Origin of the sequence: Sphingobium olei (assembly GCF_042678845.1) — a bacterium.
Taxonomy (GTDB): domain Bacteria; phylum Pseudomonadota; class Alphaproteobacteria; order Sphingomonadales; family Sphingomonadaceae; genus Sphingobium; species Sphingobium olei.
This window is the reverse complement of record NZ_JBHTLS010000113.1, coordinates 19317-38216: the sequence shown is the minus strand read 5'-3', so window position 1 is coordinate 38216 and position 18900 is coordinate 19317. Positions and strand designations below refer to the sequence as shown.

The 18900-nt window shown below is 63.9% G+C and carries 19 protein-coding genes and 1 pseudogene; 3 read left to right on the top strand and 17 right to left on the bottom strand.

Annotated elements, in window-relative coordinates:
- Positions 1 to 128 precede the first annotated feature (128 nt).
- Together tnpC and ACFQ24_RS08210 are read left to right on the top strand one after the other, a co-directional pair.
- Positions 129 to 941, top strand: a pseudogene (gene tnpC, locus ACFQ24_RS08215) (IS66 family transposase); the annotation flags it as partial.
- Between the two features lie 17 nt (positions 942 to 958).
- Positions 959 to 1204, top strand: a complete 246-nt coding sequence (locus ACFQ24_RS08210) for a hypothetical protein (protein ID WP_093022462.1) — start codon at positions 959 to 961, stop codon at positions 1202 to 1204.
- A gap of 267 nt (positions 1205 to 1471) precedes the next feature.
- Here ACFQ24_RS08210 and ACFQ24_RS08205 read toward each other — a convergent pair whose 3' ends face one another.
- The 5 genes from ACFQ24_RS08205 to ACFQ24_RS08185 form a co-directional block, all read right to left on the bottom strand.
- Complete coding sequence (locus ACFQ24_RS08205) at positions 1472 to 3001, bottom strand: bifunctional aminoglycoside phosphotransferase/ATP-binding protein (protein ID WP_185707409.1); 1530 nt, start codon at positions 2999 to 3001, stop codon at positions 1472 to 1474.
- Positions 2994 to 4016: a zinc-dependent alcohol dehydrogenase family protein gene (locus tag ACFQ24_RS08200; RefSeq protein WP_347880934.1), complete on the bottom strand. Its 1023-nt coding sequence runs from the start codon at positions 4014 to 4016 to the stop codon at positions 2994 to 2996. Before ACFQ24_RS08200 ends, ACFQ24_RS08205 begins: the two co-directional genes overlap by 8 nt.
- 51 nt (positions 4017 to 4067) lie before the next feature.
- On the bottom strand, positions 4068 to 4622 hold the full coding sequence (locus tag ACFQ24_RS08195; protein WP_025290564.1) for a GNAT family N-acetyltransferase: 555 nt from the start codon (positions 4620 to 4622) through the stop codon (positions 4068 to 4070).
- 47 nt (positions 4623 to 4669) lie between these two features.
- Positions 4670 to 5473, bottom strand: coding sequence for a universal stress protein (locus ACFQ24_RS08190; protein WP_279606782.1), 804 nt, complete (start codon positions 5471 to 5473; stop codon positions 4670 to 4672).
- A gap of 195 nt (positions 5474 to 5668) precedes the next feature.
- Positions 5669 to 6061: a response regulator gene (locus ACFQ24_RS08185; protein ID WP_084717586.1), complete on the bottom strand. Its 393-nt coding sequence runs from the start codon at positions 6059 to 6061 to the stop codon at positions 5669 to 5671.
- Positions 6062 to 6397: 336 nt separating this feature from the next.
- On the opposite strand from ACFQ24_RS08185, the gene yegS reads away from it, so the two are divergent.
- A complete protein-coding gene (gene yegS / locus ACFQ24_RS08180; protein ID WP_025290567.1) occupies positions 6398 to 7279 on the top strand; it encodes a lipid kinase YegS in 882 nt (293 codons plus the stop codon).
- Between the two features lie 173 nt (positions 7280 to 7452).
- Here yegS and ACFQ24_RS08175 read toward each other — a convergent pair whose 3' ends face one another.
- The 12 genes from ACFQ24_RS08175 to ACFQ24_RS08120 form a co-directional block, all read right to left on the bottom strand.
- Positions 7453 to 8034 (bottom strand): DUF2059 domain-containing protein, encoded by a 582-nt coding sequence (locus tag ACFQ24_RS08175; RefSeq protein ID WP_185707407.1) that lies wholly within the window; start codon positions 8032 to 8034, stop codon positions 7453 to 7455.
- A 98-nt stretch (positions 8035 to 8132) separates the two neighbouring features.
- Positions 8133 to 8348 (bottom strand): hypothetical protein, encoded by a 216-nt coding sequence (locus ACFQ24_RS08170; RefSeq protein ID WP_025290569.1) that lies wholly within the window; start codon positions 8346 to 8348, stop codon positions 8133 to 8135.
- 127 nt (positions 8349 to 8475) lie between these two features.
- Positions 8476 to 9054, bottom strand: a complete 579-nt coding sequence (locus tag ACFQ24_RS08165) for an HdeD family acid-resistance protein (protein WP_025290570.1) — start codon at positions 9052 to 9054, stop codon at positions 8476 to 8478.
- Positions 9055 to 9672 (bottom strand): ABC-type transport auxiliary lipoprotein family protein, encoded by a 618-nt coding sequence (locus ACFQ24_RS08160; protein WP_025290571.1) that lies wholly within the window; start codon positions 9670 to 9672, stop codon positions 9055 to 9057.
- Between the two features lie 44 nt (positions 9673 to 9716).
- Positions 9717 to 10652: an MlaD family protein gene (locus tag ACFQ24_RS08155; protein WP_025290572.1), complete on the bottom strand. Its 936-nt coding sequence runs from the start codon at positions 10650 to 10652 to the stop codon at positions 9717 to 9719.
- Complete coding sequence (locus ACFQ24_RS08150; RefSeq protein ID WP_025290573.1) at positions 10652 to 11434, bottom strand: ABC transporter ATP-binding protein; 783 nt, start codon at positions 11432 to 11434, stop codon at positions 10652 to 10654. The genes ACFQ24_RS08155 and ACFQ24_RS08150 overlap by 1 nt, the downstream gene beginning before the upstream one ends.
- Positions 11431 to 12540 (bottom strand): MlaE family ABC transporter permease, encoded by a 1110-nt coding sequence (locus ACFQ24_RS08145; protein WP_025290574.1) that lies wholly within the window; start codon positions 12538 to 12540, stop codon positions 11431 to 11433. The genes ACFQ24_RS08150 and ACFQ24_RS08145 overlap by 4 nt, the downstream gene beginning before the upstream one ends.
- A complete protein-coding gene (locus ACFQ24_RS08140; RefSeq protein ID WP_025290575.1) occupies positions 12537 to 13760 on the bottom strand; it encodes a phospholipase A in 1224 nt (407 codons plus the stop codon). The genes ACFQ24_RS08145 and ACFQ24_RS08140 overlap by 4 nt, the downstream gene beginning before the upstream one ends.
- The gene (fabI, locus tag ACFQ24_RS08135) at positions 13757 to 14530 is read right to left on the bottom strand and encodes an enoyl-ACP reductase FabI (RefSeq protein WP_025290576.1); all 774 of its coding nucleotides are present in this window, start codon (positions 14528 to 14530) and stop codon (positions 13757 to 13759) included. The genes ACFQ24_RS08140 and fabI overlap by 4 nt, the downstream gene beginning before the upstream one ends.
- On the bottom strand, positions 14527 to 15717 hold the full coding sequence (locus tag ACFQ24_RS08130) for an acetate/propionate family kinase (protein ID WP_380910312.1): 1191 nt from the start codon (positions 15715 to 15717) through the stop codon (positions 14527 to 14529). Before ACFQ24_RS08130 ends, fabI begins: the two co-directional genes overlap by 4 nt.
- A complete protein-coding gene (locus ACFQ24_RS08125; protein ID WP_099230019.1) occupies positions 15714 to 17138 on the bottom strand; it encodes a bifunctional enoyl-CoA hydratase/phosphate acetyltransferase in 1425 nt (474 codons plus the stop codon). Before ACFQ24_RS08125 ends, ACFQ24_RS08130 begins: the two co-directional genes overlap by 4 nt.
- A 3-nt stretch (positions 17139 to 17141) precedes the next feature.
- On the bottom strand, positions 17142 to 18899 hold the full coding sequence (locus ACFQ24_RS08120; RefSeq protein ID WP_099230021.1) for a PHA/PHB synthase family protein: 1758 nt from the start codon (positions 18897 to 18899) through the stop codon (positions 17142 to 17144).
- Between the last annotated feature and the right edge of the window lies 1 nt (position 18900).

Sequence of the window (18900 nt, the reverse complement as noted above, 5' to 3'; positions counted from 1 at the left end):
CACAATCTCAGCTTCACGCAGCTTGCCGATAATCTCTTCCGGCTTGTGCTTCTTGCTCGGCATTCATCGTCCCTTTCGTGGTCCAGACTATCATAGTCTCTGGGCCACTCAGCGGGGGGCAGATCAGTCGATTATGGGATTATGTCCGGGATGACCGCCCATTCGGCGGCGCCGATCCGCCGGCGGTCGTTTTCTATTATTCGCGCGACCGGCGCGGCGAACATCCCCAGGCGCATCTCGCGTCCTGGTCCGGGATTCTGCAGGCAGATGCCTATGCGGGCTATTTCGAGCTGTACGCTCCCGACCGTCAGCCTGGTCTCATCCTGGAAGCAGGATGCTTTGCTCACGCGCGCAGGAAGTTCTTCGAACTTGCTGACGTCGAGGGCGCTGCGCGCAAGAAGAGCCGCGGCGAGCGGACTGGCCCCATCTATCCGATTGCGCTGGAGGCGGTGCAGAAGCTGGACGCCCTGTTCGACGTTGAGCGCGGTATCAACGGCAAGACACCAGCGGAGCGGCTTGCCACCCGTCAGGAGTTGAGCGCGCCGCTGATCGCCGAACTGCACGACTGGTTGAACGCCCAACTCGCCAAGCTGTCGCGTAACCATGATCTCGCCAAGGCCATCAACTATATGCTCCGGCGCTGGGACGCCTTCACCCGCTTCCTCATCGATGGCAGGGTATGCCTCACGAACAACGCAGCGGAACGGGCGCTGCGCTGTGTGCCACTCGGGCGGAAAGCATGGCTATTTTGCGGCTCCGATCGCGGCGGTCAGCGCGCCGCCATCATGTTTTCACTCATTCAGAGCTGTCGCCTCAACGACGTCGATCCCCAGGCTTGGCTCGCTGACGTCCTCGCCCGCATCGCCGGTCATCCGGCTAATCGGCTTGGCGATCTACTCCCATGGAATTGGAAACCAACAGCGTTGAAGCTGGAGCCGTGATCTCATAGCATCACGGCATGGAATTTGGCCCGCAACCCGAACTGATCGAATCCTCTCTCTGCCGGTCCATCGAACAGGCGGGCGTACGGCTGACCATCAACATCGTGCGGCTCGCCACCGAGCGCGGTTGGTCCCTCGAGGTCGTCAACGAGCACGGCACCTCGACGGTCTGGGACAATCTATTCCCCACCGACCGCGATGCCGATGCTGCATTCCGCGATGTGCTCGCTCAAGAAGGCGTCGAGGCCTTCCTCGGCAAGTAAGATGCCAAATCCTGCAGCGAACCGTCAGTAGCTGCGGTCCTCACCGGATGCATACGATGAATGAGCGCGCGGTACATCTGCACAGGAACGTCGACAACGACATCGCGCGACAACGCAAACGTGGTTTGGAGAATTCCAAGGTGCCTGCTGGTCGGCTGCTTGGACGGTCATCGCCAGGAACGGAAAGCGCGACATCTTGTTGCCAAGATCTCTTGGCGCTTCGCAAAACGAGACGAGCATGCCTTGCCGCGCCGCCCGATCAGCGTCTCACCGCACCAATGGATCCAACAGAAGCCGCGCGCTGCTTGCCAGCGTTTCAAGCGATGCGTCGCTGGTCAGCCGCGCCCAGTTTGCCGGGATGCTCGTCAAATTCTGCGATTGCGCGCGTACGACGTCGGCAGTGGCATCGGATGCGTCGGGAGGTCGTTCCGCGACCCTCGTAATCCTTCCTTCTTCCGCAAGCTCGAGCCAGAGACCGGCGAAAGGGCAGTCTGCGCGGCGCGCGACCTCCTCGATCGCCTCGCGCTCCTCGGGCAGGCCGAAAACGGCGTCGGCGATCACGGCGTGTCCCGCCGCAAGGGCGGCCCAGGCAAGTCCATCCAGCGCCCTATATGTCGCATGACTGGCTTCGGGGGTATAGCCGGAGGCGGGAAGGGGCGTTTCGGCGAAGATGCCGGCAAGGCGCTTACGCAGGACATCGCTGCGCAGGATGCGGGCGCCGGGTGGCCTGCCGAAGTCGGCTCCAAGCGCTCGCGCCAGTGTCGATTTTCCGGTCCCGGACAAACCGCCTATCGCGATCAGCTCCGGCCGTTCGTCGATGACGAGCCGGCAGGCAAGCTCCAGATAATGTGCGGCGTCTTCACGGACATCACCAGCGTCGCCGCGTTGCGCCCGCGCCGCCGACACATGGGCCCGGATACACGCTCGTACGCTCATGAACAGTGGCATCAGACCGACGGCGCCTTCGTCGTCGGGCGAGAGATCGAGATAGCGATTGAACACCATATTGGCTTCGCGCCGCCGACCCCGCTGCCAGAGATCCATCAGCAGGAAAGCGAGATCGTAGAGGATGTCGGTCGTCGCCAGCTCGGCGTCGAATTCGAGGCAGTCAAACGGAGTAGGGACGCCATCGATCGTCGCAATATTGGCGAGGTGGAGATCGCCGTGAACGTGCCGGATGCGTCCCGCCTTTCCGCGTGCGTCGAGCAGGCCGCTGTTGTGATCTATAAGACGGACAAGTCGCTCGGTAAGCTCGCTGACGGATTTCGGGTCGAGAATATCGGGATAGAGTGCCATAGCCTCGGCATTGCCGGCGACGATCTGGCCAATACGATCCGCGCCATCGCCGGGCCAGGCGATCTGCGATCTGGAATGAAAGTCGACAAGCGTATCAGCCAACTTCTGTAGCGCCGCTTTCTCGAGGGCGTTCGCGTCTGCCAGGTCACTCCAGAGCGCGCCGTCCGGAAAGCGGCGCATCTCCAGGATCCAGTCCACGACGTCGCCGTTACCGTCGATGGCAAGCGCACCGTCCTGATCGCGCGCGACCGGATGCACCGCTTTGTAGAGATCCGGTGCGGTCCGCCGATTGAGCTTGAGTTCGGCGTCGAGAGCCGCCCGGCGCTTGTCGGGCGTGGAGAAGTCGAGATACCCCAGATCGACGGGGCGCTTGATCTTCCAGGCTGTATCACCACTCAGGAAAATGCTCGCGGCATGGGTGTCGATGCGCCGGACAGTCCCTGATGCTGCGAAGGCTTCGCCAGAGGCCAGCCATTGCGACAGATCGGAGGCATCAGTCATGGGAAGCGGTCGCAGTGTCCTCGCGTGGCGGGATCAGAACCGCCGCGCCCGAGAGCGCGCCGCTCCGCAAGCGATCGAGCGCGACATTGGCCTGCTCGAGCGGGAAGGTCTTGGTAATTGTATGCAGGCCCGACCGGGCTGCCATCTCGAAGAAGGATGTGCCATCGTCGCGCGTCAAACTGGCTACCGACAATATTTGGCGCTCTTCCCAGAGATCCGAATAGGCGAAGCTCGGGATATCGCTCATGTGGATGCCGGCGCAAACGACGCGCCCGCCCTTGCGCACCAGCTTCAGGGCGGCCGGAACAAGCGCGCCCACCGGGGCGAATATGAGGGCGGCGTCGAGTTCGACAGGTGGCCGCTCCGTCGAGGGACCGGCCCAGCAGCAGCCGAGCGACCGCGCGAAGGCTTGCGCCTGTACATCCCCTTCGCGGGTGAAGGCATAGACCTCGCGCCCCTGCCAGACGGCGACCTGGGCGATGATGTGGGCGGCCGCGCCGAAGCCGACGAGGCCGATGCGCTGGCCGTCGCCGGCAAGGCGCAGCGCCCTCCATCCGATAAGGCCCGCGCATAGCAGCGGCGCCGCTGCGACATCGGAGAAGCTTTCGGGCAGCGCGAAGCAGAAATGCGCGTCGGCAACGACATGGGTCGCATAGCCGCCGTCGCGGGTGGCGCCTGTGAATTCAGGCGCATCGCAAAGATTTTCTCGGCCGGAAAGGCAATAGCCGCACTGGCCGCACGTGTGGCCAAGCCAGGGCACGCCGACGCGCTGACCGATATGGAAGCCTTCGACCTCCGCGCCGATTTCGAGGACGTGGCCGACGATCTCATGCCCGGGGATAACGGGATAGCGTGCAGGAATCTCGCCATCGGCGACATGCAGATCGGTGCGACAGACGCCGCAGGCGATGACTGCGATGAGTAGCTGGCCGGCGCCCGGACGCGGTACGGGACGCTCGACGCGCCGCAACGGCGTGTGCGGCGCGTCGATCTGCATGGCGACCATCACCGCCATGCTATTGCAACTCCAGCAATGAATTGTCGGCGTCGCTGATGGTGCATGCGCTTATGTTCCGCTGGTTGCGCCTCCTGCAAGGTCGGCCTCCACGAGGATGAGCGTGGGGTCGCCGGGATAGGCCCGCGCGATGAAGCCCAGATCGCGCTCGACCTCAATCGCCTCATGATTGTCGCGGCTCTCGATCGACTGCAAGCGCAAGATGCCCCGGGCGTGCGCAATTTGCGCCGCATGCCGCAGCAAGCTCCAGCCAATGCCTTGCGCCTTTCGGTCGCGGCGGACCGAGATGGCCACCTCGGCCGTCTCGCCTCGCGCATCTGCGGCGAGCGTCGCAACGCCGACAAGCTCTTCATCCTCGTCGAAGGCGAGCACAGTTCCTGCCTGCTTGTCGCTGCGCAGCATCGCGAGGATCTGGTCATGGCCCACATGCTGGACGGCCGAAAGGAAGCGAAAGCGCAAATCCTCGAGCGTCACATTTTCGAAGAAGGATGCGAGCACGCTTTCATCGGCAGCGCTGGCCGGACGAAGGCGCAGCTGCAATCCTGTGCCCGTCGTGAGGCTCGTCTCCGCTTGCGGACTCGATTGTTCGGAAAAATGAGATGCCATTGGGGGAAGCTCCAAAAATCGTAGCCCGCTGTCGAGAGAGGAAGCGATCAATTCCCCAGAAGAACGGGTATGGGCGCGCCATCGACCAGATCATGGGTGACGCCGCCGAGGAAGAGCTCGCGTAGCCGTGAATGAGCAGAAGCGCCGATCACCAGCAGGTCGGCGCGATGACGCCTGGCAAAATCGACCAGGACAGCCGACTGATTCTCGCCTTCGGAGACCAGCGCATGGACCGTCACGTCGAACCCGTGCCTGCTGAGATTGCGGGCGATGTCGGCGCCCGGCTCGGAGCCATGCCCCTTCGTGCTCGACCTGGCATCGACCACGAGCACATCGATTTTTGCGCCGGACTGGACCAGCTTCAACGCATCGCCGAGCGCACGGGTCGCCTCGCGCGTCGCATTCCATCCGATCGCGAGATGCGCGAAGGAGCGCGGCTTCCACTGTGCGGGCAGAACGATCACCGGCCGCCCTGAAGAGAGCGCAATATTCTCGAAGAGCCGGCGCCGCAGATGCGCGTTGCCGTAGGCATCGACCGGCCCAAACAGGACAAGATCCGCATAGCGGGCCTGGACGGGCGCCTTGTCGAGCAGGGCGTCGGACTCGTCACTCAGGACCCGCACCTCGAAACCGTCCCGCTCGCCGAGCCTGGTCACCTTGGCCTGCTTTTCCTCGGCCGCCTCGACATAGTCTGCCAGGAGGAAATAAGGTTGTGCGTAGGCCATGGCATAATCCGGCGTCGGCACTGCCGAGAGGATTGCGACCGTGAGATGGGCGTCATGAAAGCGTGCGAACTCGCGTGCATCTTTCAGAAACTGTTCGTCCTCATCGCCGGTGTCGACGATCGCCAATATGTCCTTCACAGTCATGCTGTCCTCACGTGAAAGTTTCGGATCGATCATCGATTATCCTGCGGCATCCCGCATTCGTGGAATATACTTAGGACCATGTCCCTGCGCCCCACTACAAGCGGTCCCGATGCGAAGTCCGGCGCGTCGCAGCAACAGGCGCTTCTCCTTCCTGACAACCGGCAAGCAGCGTCATGGTCAGCACTCTTTTGTCGCATGATCGACGCAGGTGCAAAGCCGATGTTCGAGGATGGGCTTCTGCAGAATATCGGCGAACAGCGCCTGCTGTTGCTGCTGGAAATAGGCGGCGCGCTGGGTGGTAAGGAGGATAGCAGGACGATGCCATCCTGCCGCGCGCAGTGCCCGCAGCAAATCCACGCCACTCATTTCCGCCATATGATGATCGGTGATGAGGCATGTGGCCTGGAGAACGGTTGGATCCGCCAGGGCATGGGCGCAGCTGGCAAAAGCGCGTACATCGTAGCCGCGGGCTCGAAGGGTCAACTGTAGCGACCTTCGAAGCGCGCTTTCCTCTGCGACGAGCAGGATATAGGGTCGCTCCTGTTTCGTAGAGCTGATGGGATCGGGCATCGGGTAATCCTGCTGGGGTAATGAAGTCTGTCGCCAGCTTCCGTCGGGCACGAGGCGCCGTCCCTACGTAATCATCCCATTTCCGCCCGGCGTTTCCATTCGGTTCGCACCTCGACACGACGCGATAGTCCGCGAGGTCCGGAAGGATGCCATCGCTGCCGGCGACGTTATGAGGCTCGTGGGAAAGAATTTATGATTGCAGAATACGCCAACGCGGTGGCGTAGGTGAATTGTCACGCGGAAGCTCTTGGAGCCCCGACGGCGGATAACTTTGCGAAGACATATGCCCGCAATGGGCGACTGCTGACGAGTTGTTCTTGAGGGAAGATATATAGGATGAAGCGTCTCAGGCTCATACTCCATGGCAAGATCGCACAGGACGAACGGGTGCGTGCAGCTGTGCGTTCTGTTCGCCAGGATGGGCATCAAGTCAGTGTGCGCGTGACCTGGGAAGCTGGTGATGCCGCACGCTTGACGCTCGAGGCTGTGGCGGAAGCCAGGCGGGGCGAGATTGATCGGATCGTCGCGGGCGGCGGTGACGGGACTGTCGACGAGGTATTCGTGACCGCGCACCGGTCCGGGGATTTTGGCGCTTGCTCCTTCGGCATTTTGCCGCTCGGCACAGCCAATGATTTCGCCCGATCGGTCGGGCTCAGGATCGACGATATGACTGCGTGTCTGCGTCTCATCGTCAATGAGCCCGCCACGAGGATCGACCTCGGATTGTTGGGCGAGCGTCCGTTCGTCAATGTCGTCACGGGAGGTTTCGGCGCCCGGGTAACGGCAGAGACAGATCCGGCGTTGAAGAAGTCCCTCGGGGGCCTGGCTTATCTTCTGACGGGTGTGAGCCGCGCCCGCGAGTTCCAGCCATGCCGGGGTCGTTTTCGGGCCGAGGGCTTTGCTTGGGAGGGGATGTTTCTGGCACTGGCCATTGGGAATGGCCGCCAGGCCGGCGGCGGCATTCCGCTTTGCCCCGACGCGCTGATCGATGATGGCCTGCTCGAACTGCTTATCATGCCAAAGATCGATCTGACCGCCGGGCGCGAGGCCATGACGGTGCGCGCGCGTAGCCCTTGGATCGAGTTTGAGGCGGATGAAAACGTCAGCATCAGCATCGATGGGGAATCCGATCAGGTGCGAGGCTTTCGGGCCGAATGCCGGTCGAGGGCGCTGCCAGTGCATCTTGGCCATGACTTGCTGCTGACCGGCCGCGGATAGAGCGGCGTCCGATCCGATCGCACTGCCGACCGGGATCATATTCCCCGGCCGCCACCGTTGGTGGCAAACCACTGTGCTTGCCGTAGCGGCGTCTATGATGGCGACTTACGACGCCATCGTCGAATGGGTCCCGACATGGCGTGACGCGCGGGCAACGGCATCGTTCCGCGCGCTCAGGATATATGCCCGGCCGGGGCGGGGGCCGCAGGCGCCGTTTCGCATCCTCCCATACGCGCGCAGAAGCGCTTCTGGGTGTCGGCGAAAACGCCTGGCACGACATCGGCAATCGCCTGGGCAAGGGCAGGGCGCATGAGGATGCGGCCCTTCTCGAGCCATGCCCGACCGGCGCTGCTTTCGTAGAAGGCGTTGATGCCGTTCAATTCGTCGACCGTGAAGGCCGCCGCGCAACTCTCCTTCATCCGCGCCAGGACGGGCGCCTTCGCCGCTCTCATCGCCTCGGCGAAGGAGTCCCTGTAGGCTTCGACCGCCTTGGGATCGTCTGGAAAGGTGGCGGTCAGATCCTTGAAGGATGCTTCGAGCGCGCTTTGAATATTCTGATCCATTTCCTGCTCGAGGCCCGACAGGGCGACCGAGCGCGCGCACAGGGTCTGGCGTTGCGTCAGGTCGGATCGCTCGGAAGCGGCTTGCGCTGCGGCTGCCGGTGCTGGACAGAGCTGGAGCAAAGCCGTCGAGGCAAGGATGCTGGTGGCTCGTGCAAGGCGGCTCGGCGTGGATGCGGTTGTTCGTTGGTTCATCAATTCCCTCCTTCGGCGTGGGATGGCCTGCCGCTCAAAGGCTCGGCCCGAGGCTTGCCGCGGCGAGAACAGGTTGATAGTGGAAGGCATATATCGGCTCAAAATGGGCGACGAGCGCGCTTCTTCCGGCGCTGCTTGCGCGATCCGCCGAAGATCGTCAGGTGCGGCGCGTAGAGGCCGGCGATGCAGGAGAGCGCGAGAAAAACCAGCGCCACGACCATCGCGATCACCCAGAATCTGGGATCTTCGCGTGAAACGAACCAACCCGCCACGATGGCCGGAACGGCCAGAAGCAGTCTTGCCAGCCAGGCCACGATCAATCTCCTTTGATTGCGTTCGAGCATTGAAGCCAGGGCGATAACGCGGACCGAACCTGGAAACGTATAAGTAATGATACTGCCTCTCCCGTGAGCCTGCGAAGTTTCCGGTCGTCACGATGGGTTATCGTTGGAGGGCAGATCGATGTCCCGCGCTTCGCAGATGGAGCGCAAGCAGCACGAGAAACAAACCCCGGACGAAGAAGCTGAAGCCAATTGCAATCAATGCGCTGGAGGGACCCGCCAAAAGCAGACCAAGGCCAGCTATGGTGTTGAAGAGGCCCATGATCGCAACCCATCCGCGTTGATGTACCGAACGGATAGCGGTGATGATCTCCAGCATGCCGATGAAGAGCAGCAGGATAGCGACCATCCAGACGAGCGGGACGGTCTCCCGGAATGGCTCGACAAGCACGAGCGATCCAAGAAGCGCGCAGAGTGAGCCGAAAATGGCGTCCAGCCAATTGCTTTGCGATCCCGTGGTGGGAAAGGTCGTGGCGGCCGCCCCGGCACCGCCGGCGATCAGGATCATGCCAGTGAAGCGACTGCCGAGGAATTCCGTCACGCCCGGTTGGGCCAAGGCGAATGCGCCGACGATGACGAGCAGCAGCCCCGAGGCGAACGATCGGGTCCAGTCGTTGATCGCACCGCGGTGCGCCGGGTCATCCGGTGTGAGCGCTGCCAGACGCGTGTCACCCGACATTCACTGGCTCCTGCCGGCCGCAACGGGCGGTCGCGTCTGAGCGGTGCCGACCGACCAGCCGACGATCTCGATCGAGACCCGGCCGACGGCTTTGTCGAAGGCTGCCACAATTGCTGCTTTTGCGTTGAGCGTGGCCGCTTCCTCGGCAGAAAACCGACGTCTTTCGATGATCTGCCGGGTCATCGGATCGAGCAGTTCCGCGATTGCCGACACCAGAATGACGGGCGGCGTGTCTGTCTGGACGTCACGTCCATATCGCGCTTCGAAACGATCGACGTCGAGGCGCAGGACAAGCGCATCGGCCGATCCTTCTCGCAGCGTGCGGAGACGAACATGGGGGGCTTGCGTCGCGAACTGGCGTGCCAGGGCCTGGCTGAAGAGATCCGGGGCAGGGGCGGCCCAGCGGGCATCCTTGATGTACAGAACGCTGTCGCCGCGCGCGGTCAGAATCCGGTCGCCCTCGATCTCGGGGGCAAATCTGATGCGTGCCAGCGAGAGGGTGACAGGGGCGGCGTTGGCAGTCCCGGCCTGCGCGTCCTCCCGTTCGGGCACACCGAAACGAAAAAGGTTGTCAGGCTTTCCGCTGCCCAGCATGGCGCCGCATGCGGCCAGCGGCATGAGTAGCGCCAAAGCGCAATATCCGCGCCTGAGCTGGTTCTGTTTCATTGCGGTAACTCCAGTTCCTTGCCGCTATCCTTGCCGATCGCCTGTCGCGGGTTCTGGCGGATCTGCCGGACCAGCGCGTCGAGCGATTCGGCCGTTTCCTGCAGGCTTTGCATGGTGGCGTTGACGGTCGGCAGCGTTCGCGTGCCGATGGCGTCGGTCTGGCGGCCGATATCGGCGATGGTGAGCCGCGCTTCTCCAATTGCGACCTTGAGCTCCCTGGCCGCGCCGGACACTTCCGCCACCGCATTGCGGCCATCACCATCGATAATCCCCCGCGCTGAAGCGGCTGTGCGTTCGATGTCGTCGGCCGCACGATCGAGCTTGGCCAGCGTGGACGCTGCATGGCCGAACATGGCACGGTTGGCGGAGAGTTCCTGCGTCGTGAGCTTGAGATCCTGGACCATGGCGCCGATCGCATCGATATTCCGGTCGGAGAGAAGTCTGTTCACCCGCTGCAGCGCTTCGCCGGCATTCTGAACGACCTGGCCCCCGCCCTGGAGCAGGGACGAAAGCGCGTTCGGCCTGCTCTGGATCACGGGGCGCCGCTTCTGACTTGCCTTGCGCAGCAGGGGCTTTGCCGGTGTTCCCGCGCTGATCTGGACGATCGAGACGCCCGATATGCCTTGTGTCTCGGTCGATGCGAGGGAATCGGTCCTGACCGGCGTGCCTCGCGTCAGAATGATGTCCGTCACCACCCGGTTCGGATCCTCTTCATCCAGACGGATGCGTTCGATCTGTCCGACCTTGATGCCGTTGAACTGCACCTCCGCACCGACGCTCAGACCCCGTACCGGACCGTGGAAGATGATGCGATAGGGATCGTCGGATCCTCCCACGCGGTTGCCACCGAGCCAGACGACAAAAACGATCGCGGCGACGAGCAGCGCGGTCGAGATGATGCCCACAAGGGCATAGCTTGCATGGCGTTCCATCAACGATCTTTCTTGGCGTCATGCGCCGCGCGGCCGCGCGGCCCCAGAAAATAGCGCCGGATCCAGGGGTGATCGGATTGTTCGAGATCAGCGACCGGCGCGACGGCAACGACTGTCCGGTCTGCAAGGACGGCCACGCGGTCGCAGATGGCATAGAGCGTGTCGAGATCGTGCGTGATGATGAACACCGTCAGGCCCAGCGCGTCGCGCAGCGTGCGGATGAGCTCGTCGAACTCGCTGGCGCCGATCGGATCGAGCCCTGCCGTCGGCTCATCCAGGAACAGGATCGCCGGGTCGAGCGCGAGCGCACGCGCGACGCCGGCGCGCTTGCGCATCCCGCCGGAAAGCTCGGAGGGTCTGAGCGCCCCGGCGCCAGGCGGCAGTCCCGCCAGCCTGATCTTGAGACGGGCGATGTCCGCGGTGATGGGCAGGGACAGGCCGCTATGCTCGATGAGCGGGGCCTCCACATTCTCCTGGACGGTGAGGAACGAGAACAGCGCGCCCTGCTGGAACATGACGCCGACGTGGCGACCAACCCACGCCTGGGCGTCTTCGTCCTCGATGTTCCGTCCGAGAATTTCTATCGTGCCGCCATCGGGCTGCTTGAGCCCGAGGATGGTGTTGAGCAACACGGATTTGCCCGAGCCCGAGCCGCCGACCACGCCCAGTATCTCGCCGCTGCGGACCTCGAGATCGAGATCCTCGTGGATGATCTTTGGTCCGAACGCCGTGCGCAGACCCCTGACGCGGATTGGCGGGGCGTCGGTGCCGGGGCCGCTCACAGATCGAGAACCATGAAGATGACCGCGAAGATCGCGTCGAACATGATGATCATGAAGATCGACTGGACGACGGCGGCGGTGACCTGTCGGCCAAGGCTCTGGACATCGCCTCCGACCATCAGGCCGTGGCGGCAACCCGCGGCGGCGATGATGATCCCCAGGAACGGCGCCTTGCTCATGCCGATCCAGAAATGGTTGATGCTGACCGTCTCGAGCGTGCGCTGGACGAAGAACAAAGGATTGATGTCGATCGTCACCCAGCTGACGAGCAGGCCACCGAGGATTCCGCCGATATCGGCGAAAAAGGTCAGAAGCGGCATCATCAGGATCGCGGCAAGCACGCGCGGAACGACGAGCGCGTCGAACCGGTCGATGCTCATGACCTGCATCGCATCGGTTTCCTGGTTCATGCGCATGGAACCCAGCTGTGCGGCAAAGGCGGAGGCGGAGCGTCCGGCAAGCAGGATGGCGGCGATGACCACGCCGAATTCGCGCAGGATCGCAACGCCGACGAGCTGCACCGTGAAGACCTCGACGCCAAGGCTGGTGAGCAGATTTGTACCGACGAGCGCAATGATGGCGCCGATGAAGAAGGTCATGATGAACACGATCGGCAGCGCATTGACGCCCGCGTCCTGCATCATGGCGACGGTCGGGGTCAGGCGCAGACGGCGGGGGTGAAAGAGCGTCCTTGCCGCCGCGACAATCAGTTGGCCGGAAAAGACCTGCATCGCATAGGCGTCGGCGCCGAGCGAGACGATCTGCCGCCCGAAACGCTCGAAGAATGCGAACAGGCCCTTCTTGCCGGTGGGCGCAGGGGGTTCGTCTTCCATCGCGGACCCGACGAGGTCGGTCAGGCGCTTCAAATCGTCACGCCCTGACGCAGAGAAATCATGACCCGCGTTCATACTGCGGAGCAGGACGAGCGTTCCGGCGGTGTCGATATGACCGAGCCGCGTGACGTCGATCCGTTCGGAGCGCGTTTCCCCCAGCGCTGCTCGCAGTCGCTCGGCCAGGTCTCCCATGGCCAGCGCGGTCCAGTCGCCGATCGCGTGGAGTGCGGCACCCTCTTCTGCGTGTTCGATGCGAAAGTCCGCCGCGCTCATCGCACCAGGGCCACCCCGATGCGCAGCCGGCTCATGCGGCGATTATAGTCGAGCAGATTCTCGCCATAGCCGACGAAGCTCTGGCCGAAGAGATAGAAGTCCGGGCCGCCACCAAGGATCCGTCGGAGCGGATAGGAGATGTCGGCGCTGACCGCACCCTTGCCACTGCGAAAGTCGAACCGGGTGGAGGTGGAGAGGCGCAGTCCTTCATCCTCCCCGACCTCCATAAACAGACCTGTGTTGCCGCGATACTGGCGAATGTCGGGATTGTCCGACCTGTCGCCGACGAACAGGGACAGGCGCGGTGCGATCGACAGCCTGTAATCGCCGCCCAACGGAATTGCTGCCATCGGCGCTACATAGATACTGTTGATGCTCCGTGAGGCGTCGCCATCCCTGCCGTTCGATTCGTGCCGGATGCCGCCCTGGGCGCTCAGCGATATGCCGTTCGACAGCGTCGCCGACGGCGTCAGGTAGAAAAGTTCGGGCTGAAAGTCGATGTTCCGGAAAGGCGAGGAATGCGCGCCCAGATCCCAGAACATGCGCTGCGTGTAGCCGAAATGCAGCCCGTCGCGCCAGGAACGTGGCAACCCTTCGGCGCGCCTGCTTCCGAACAGCTGATATTTGAAGCTGAACTGGATGCGGGCTTCGCTGTTGGTGTCGGGTCCGTAGACGGCATAGATGGGTTCATAAGCCGACAGGTTGGCGACGAACGCGTTGCCGGCGGAGCGGTCGGATGGCGGCGGCGCTGCCGTCGGCGCCCCGACCCCGTCCTGGCTCGGCGTCGGCTCTACCGCCGCCAATGCGGGAAGGGCGGACAGCGGCCGCAAGGCAATGGCGATCTTCCGCGGCGTCCATGCAGGGATCGAGATATCCGCGCCGTCGAGGGTCTCGTCGAATGCGGCGGCGGTCCGATAGCGCGCCCGCATAAAACCGCCAGCCGGAACGGTCAGGCTGTCCGGGAGATTGGTCGCGCGATCAAGCCACACGCGATCCGTTCGACCTTCCCGCTCGACGACGGCTTCGATGCGGTCGGGCAGGGCGAAGGTTTGCGCTTGGTCGCCATCGTTCAACAGTCGTAGATCGACCCACACCGCGCCATCACCATCCCGCTCGCCAGCGTCGCGAATAAGGACGTCGATTGATGGGGCAGCATGCGCCGGCGCGGCAACAGCCAAAATTGCGGCTGCCATGGTCCATTGGGGGGCGGAGAGCGTCATGCGATCAGATGCTGCCCGCCGTCGACCGGAATGATCGTACCCGTGATCCGCTTCGCCGCATCGCTGACGAGGAAGGCCGCGAGTGCGCCGACATCTTCCACATCGACTGGCCGGCCGCCGGGAACCTCCGAGGCTGCGCGTTCGAGCAACTCATCGAAACGTTCGATGCCGCTGGCCGCGCGCGTCGCGATCGGCCCTGGCGATATGGCATGGGCGCGTATGCCCCTGGGACCGAGTTCGGCCGCGACATAGCGCGTGGCGCTTTCGAGCGCGGCCTTGACCGGCCCCATCAGATTATAATGCTCAACCACGCGCTCGGACCCGTAGAAGGTGACGCAGAGAAGGCAGCCGCCATCGGCCATCAGTGGTTCTGCGAGCTTCGCCATGCGCAGGAAGCTGTGGCAGGAGACATCCATCGCCACAGCAAAGCCCTCGGCCGAAGAATCGACGACCCTGCCGTGCAGATCTTCCCTGGGCGCGAAGGCGATGGAATGGAGCAGGAAATCAAGTCCGCCCCATTTGCGCGTCACCTCGTCGAACAGGGCCTCGAGCTGCCCCGGCTCGCGGACGTCGCACGGCGCGAGCCATTCCGCGCCGAGACGCTGTGCGACGGGCTCGACCCAGCCTTTCGCCTTCTCGTTCAGATAGGTCGCCGCAAGCCGCGCTCCGCATTGTGCAAAGGCTGCGGCACAACCCGCCGCAATGCTCTGTTCGTTCGCGATGCCGATCACCAGGCCGCGCTTGCCTTCCAGATCCACGAGCGGCTTCATTCTGCTTTCTCCACGATCTTGAGGGTATGCAGCGCGATCATGCGCTCCTCGTCGGTCGCAATGACATAGGCTTTGACCTTGCTGTCAGGCAGGCTGATCAAAGGCCCGTTGCCGGCATTGGCGATCTCGTCGATCTCCAGCCCCAGCCATTCGAGCCGGCGGCAAATGCGACTGCGCATGGCGGCATCATTCTCGCCGATGCCGGCAGTGAAGACGATCCCGTCCAGCCCGCCAAGCGAGGATGCAAGCGCGCCGGCCTCCCTGCCAGCCCTCCAGGCGAAAAGGTCCATCGCCTCTTCAGCTTCTGCTGTGCCGGCTTCGGCGAGCGTACGCATGTCGCTCGACAGCCCCGAAACGCCGAGCAGCCCGGATCTCTTGTAGAGCAGCTCCTCGACCTGGGCGGCGCTCATGCCCATCTGGCTTTGCAGATGCAGCACGGCGCCTGGATCGAGGCTGCCGCAGCGCGTGCCCATCATCAGCCCGTCAAGCGCGGTAAACCCCATGGTGGTGTCGATGCTTCGCCCGGCGTCCATGGCGCAAAGGCTGGCGCCATTGCCCAGATGCGCGGCAATGACCCGGCCGGATGCAAGCGCGGGGTCGATCTCGGCCAACCGCCGGGCAATATATTCATAGGACAGGCCGTGAAAGCCATAACGGCGCACGCCCTGATCGTGCAGCGCGCGCGGGATTGCGAGACGCGCAGCGAGGGCGGGCTTGTCGCGGTGGAAGGCCGTGTCAAAGCAGGCCACCTGCGGCAGACCGGGGGAGAGCGCCGCGATGGCGCGGATCGCGGCGAGGTTATGAGGTTGATGGAGCGGCGCAAGCGGGCAGAGGGCCTCCAGCGCGTCGAGCAGATCCGGTTCGATCAGCCTGGGCGCGGCGAATTCGGTGCCGCCATGCACGACCCGATGCCCGATCGCGATGATTTCCCGGTCCTCCAGCGGATGCTCGGCGGCCCAGGCGAAAAGGTCGGCCAGCAGATCGGCGTGGCTGAGCGATGCGCCGTCCGACCAGCCGCGTTCGAGCAGGACCGTGCCATCGACCGACCTGGCCTTCAGGCTCGGCGCGATGCCGATCCTCTCGATCTTGCCGCCCGCCGAGAACTGCAACGCTCCTTGCGTATCGAGGACGAACAGCGAGAATTTGATGCTGGAGGACCCCGAATTGAGGCTGACAACCGCCTTCATGCCCGCGCGCTTTCAGGAAGACCTGGCGCTGCCTTGGTCGCCGCCCGCGCCATCAGCACCGCCACGGCGCAGGAGGCGAGGCGCGTGCGCAGGCTGTCGGCGCGGCTCGTCAGGATGATCGGCACGCGCGCGCCCAGTACGATGCCCGCCGCGTCCGCGCCGCCAAGGAAGGTGAGCTGCTTGGCGAGCATGTTGCCCGCTTCGAGATTGGGGACGACAAGAATTTCGGCTTTGCCGGCGACCGGGGAGACGATCCCCTTCTCGCTCGCCGCTGCCGCGCTGATCGCGTTGTCGAAGGCGAGGGGCCCGTCGAGCAGGCCGCCGGTGATCTGACCGCGATCGGCCATCTTGCACAGGGCGGCCGCCTCGAGCGTGGAGGGCATGTCGGGATTGACGGTCTCGACCGCTGCCAGAATCGCGACTTTGGGTTCTTCGATGCCGATCACATGGGCAAGGTCGATCGCGTTGCGGATGATGTCGGCCTTTTCGACGAGGGTCGGCGCGATGTTGATCGCGGCGTCGGTGATGATGAGCGGCGTCGGATGGTCGGGCACGTCCATCACATAGGCGTGGCTTATCCTGCGCTCGGTCCTGAGGCCCGTTGCGGACGGAACCACCGCGCCCATCAGTTCGTCGGTATGCAGCGAGCCTTTCATGAGCAGCCTTGCTTCGCCCGAACGGATCAGCGCGACGGCTTTTGCCGCCGCGTCATGGCTGTGATCGGCATCGATCAGGCGGAAGCCCGCGATATCCTTGCCTGCTTCCTGCGCCGCCTTTCGGATCCTGGCTTCAGGCCCGACAAGGATGGGCGTGATCAGCTTTGCGTCGGCCGCCTCGACCACCGCCGAAATGGCAGCCGGGCTGCAGGGATGGGCAACAGCGGTGCTCTCGGGCGTGCCGCTCGATGTCAGCTCGATCAGGCGCCGATAGCCGTCATGATCGCGAAGCTGTACCTCGGGGAGAGCCGCGCGAGGGCGACGCACCTTCTCGGTCGGCGCCTTCACCTCGGCCTGGCCTGAGATCACGACGTCCCCGTCCTGATTGGTGCAGCGGCAGTCGAACAGCACGATGCGATGCTCCGGCCGCTTCTCCGCGACCGTCACCGAGGCCGTGATAGTGTCGCCCAAACCCACCGGACGCGTGAAACGCAGCGACTGGCTGAGATAGATCGCGCCCGGTCCCGGCAGTTCGGTGCCCAGCACGGCGGAGATCAGCCCGCCGCCCCACATGCCATGCGCGATGACCCGCCGGAACAGGTCCGTCGCCGCATAGTCGGCGTCGAGATGGGCCGGATTGACGTCGCCCGACACGAGCGCGAAGAGCTGGATGTCGCGCTCACCCAGGGTGCGCACGATGCTCGCCGTCTCGCCGACCTCGATTTCGTCGAAGGTTCGATTCTCGATCATGTTCTGGTCGCTCATCGTTCAGCGCTCCAGAACATAGTGACCGGGCGCATCCGCGATCGGGGCATAGCCCTTGTCGGGGGCGCCCAGCGGCGGGGGCGCAACCGGGGCTCCCGAATGGCGGGCCAGCCATTCACCCCATTCGATCCACCAGCTACCCTTCTTTGGTTCGGCGCGATCTTCCCACTCTTCCGGATCAAAGGAGAGACCTTCCGCCTGCCTAGTCAACACCTTGAAGCGGCGGCCTTTATGGCCGGGCTCGGAGACGATGCCGGCATTGTGGCCGCCGCTGGTCAGCACGAACGTGATCTCCGCATCGGTCAATAGGTGGATCTTGTGAACCGAGTGCCAGGGCGCGACATGGTCGCGCTCGGTGCCGACCACGAACAGGGGCTTGCGGATCGCGGAGAGGGCGACAGTCTTGCCGTCGGCCCTGTACTTGCCTTCGGCAAGATCGTCGTCGAGATAGAGGCGCCGCAGATACTGGCTGTGCATGGCGTAGGGCATGCGTGTGCCGTCGGCGTTCCACGCCATGAGGTCGTTCAGCGATTCGCGCTCACCCATGAGATAGGTGCCGAGCACGCGCGACCAGACGAGGTCGTTCGACCTCAATATCTGGAATGCGCCGCCCATCTGACTGCCATCGAGATAGCCGCGGCTCCACATCATCTTCTCGAGCAGGTTGAGCTGTCCCTCGTCGATGAAGAGGCCAAGCTCGCCCGGCTCGCTGAACTCGGTCTGGGTTGCCAGCAGCGTGGCGCTGGCGATGCGCTCGTCGCCGTCGCGCGCCATCGCGGCGAGCGCGATCGAGAGCAGGGTGCCGCCGATGCAGTAACCGACAGCATGGACAGACTTGGCGCCGGTGATGGCCGTCACCGCGTCGAGCGCCGCCATCGGCCCCATCAGCCGGTAATTCTCCATGTCGAGATCGCGGTCCTGCGTCCCCGGATTGTGCCAGGAGATCATGAACACGGTATAGCCCTGGCTGGTCAGCCAGTTGACCATCGAGTTTTCGGGCGAGAGGTCGAGAATATAATATTTCATGATCCAGGCCGGGACGATCAGGATCGGTTCCGGGCGCACCTGATCGGTCGTCGGTTCATATTGGATCAGCTCGATGAGCCGGTTGCGGTAGACGACCTTGCCCCTGGCCGTCGCTACGGTGTCGCCGACCCGGAAATCCTCGACGCCGACGGGAGGCAGGCCGCGCACCAGATGCTCGATGTCCTCCATGAGGTGCTGAAAGCCATCGACGAGGCACTTGCCGCCGGTTTCGATGATCCGCTGCTGAAGCAGGGGATTGGTCGCCAGAAAATTGGTCGGCGCGACCATGTCGAGCATCTGCCGCGCGGTGAACCGGACCATATCCTCATAATGGCCGTTGACGCCGCCCACGCCCGTCGTCGCGGCATGCCACCATTGCTGATGGAGCAGGAAAGCCTGCGAGAGGATGTTGAAAGGCGGATTTCGCCAGGCGGGATCGGAAAAACGGCGGTCCTGCGGCAGCGGCTCGATGGCGAGCGCCGCATCGCTGTCGGCTGCGCTTCGCGCTGCATAGTCGAAGAGGCGCATATGTTTGCGGCCCATCTTCGCGGCCAGCTGCAACTGCTTGCCCGGCGACAGCGCGAGGTGGAGGGCCCAGTTCGAGAAGGCCTCGTACAGGGTCGCGGGCGAGAGGCCGAGGGTCACCTGTGCGATCGCGCCGCCCGCGGCGTTGTCCAGCGTCTGCGCAATCCCGTCGAGCGGGTCGGGCGGCGATGTCGGGGTGTCAGCGCTCATG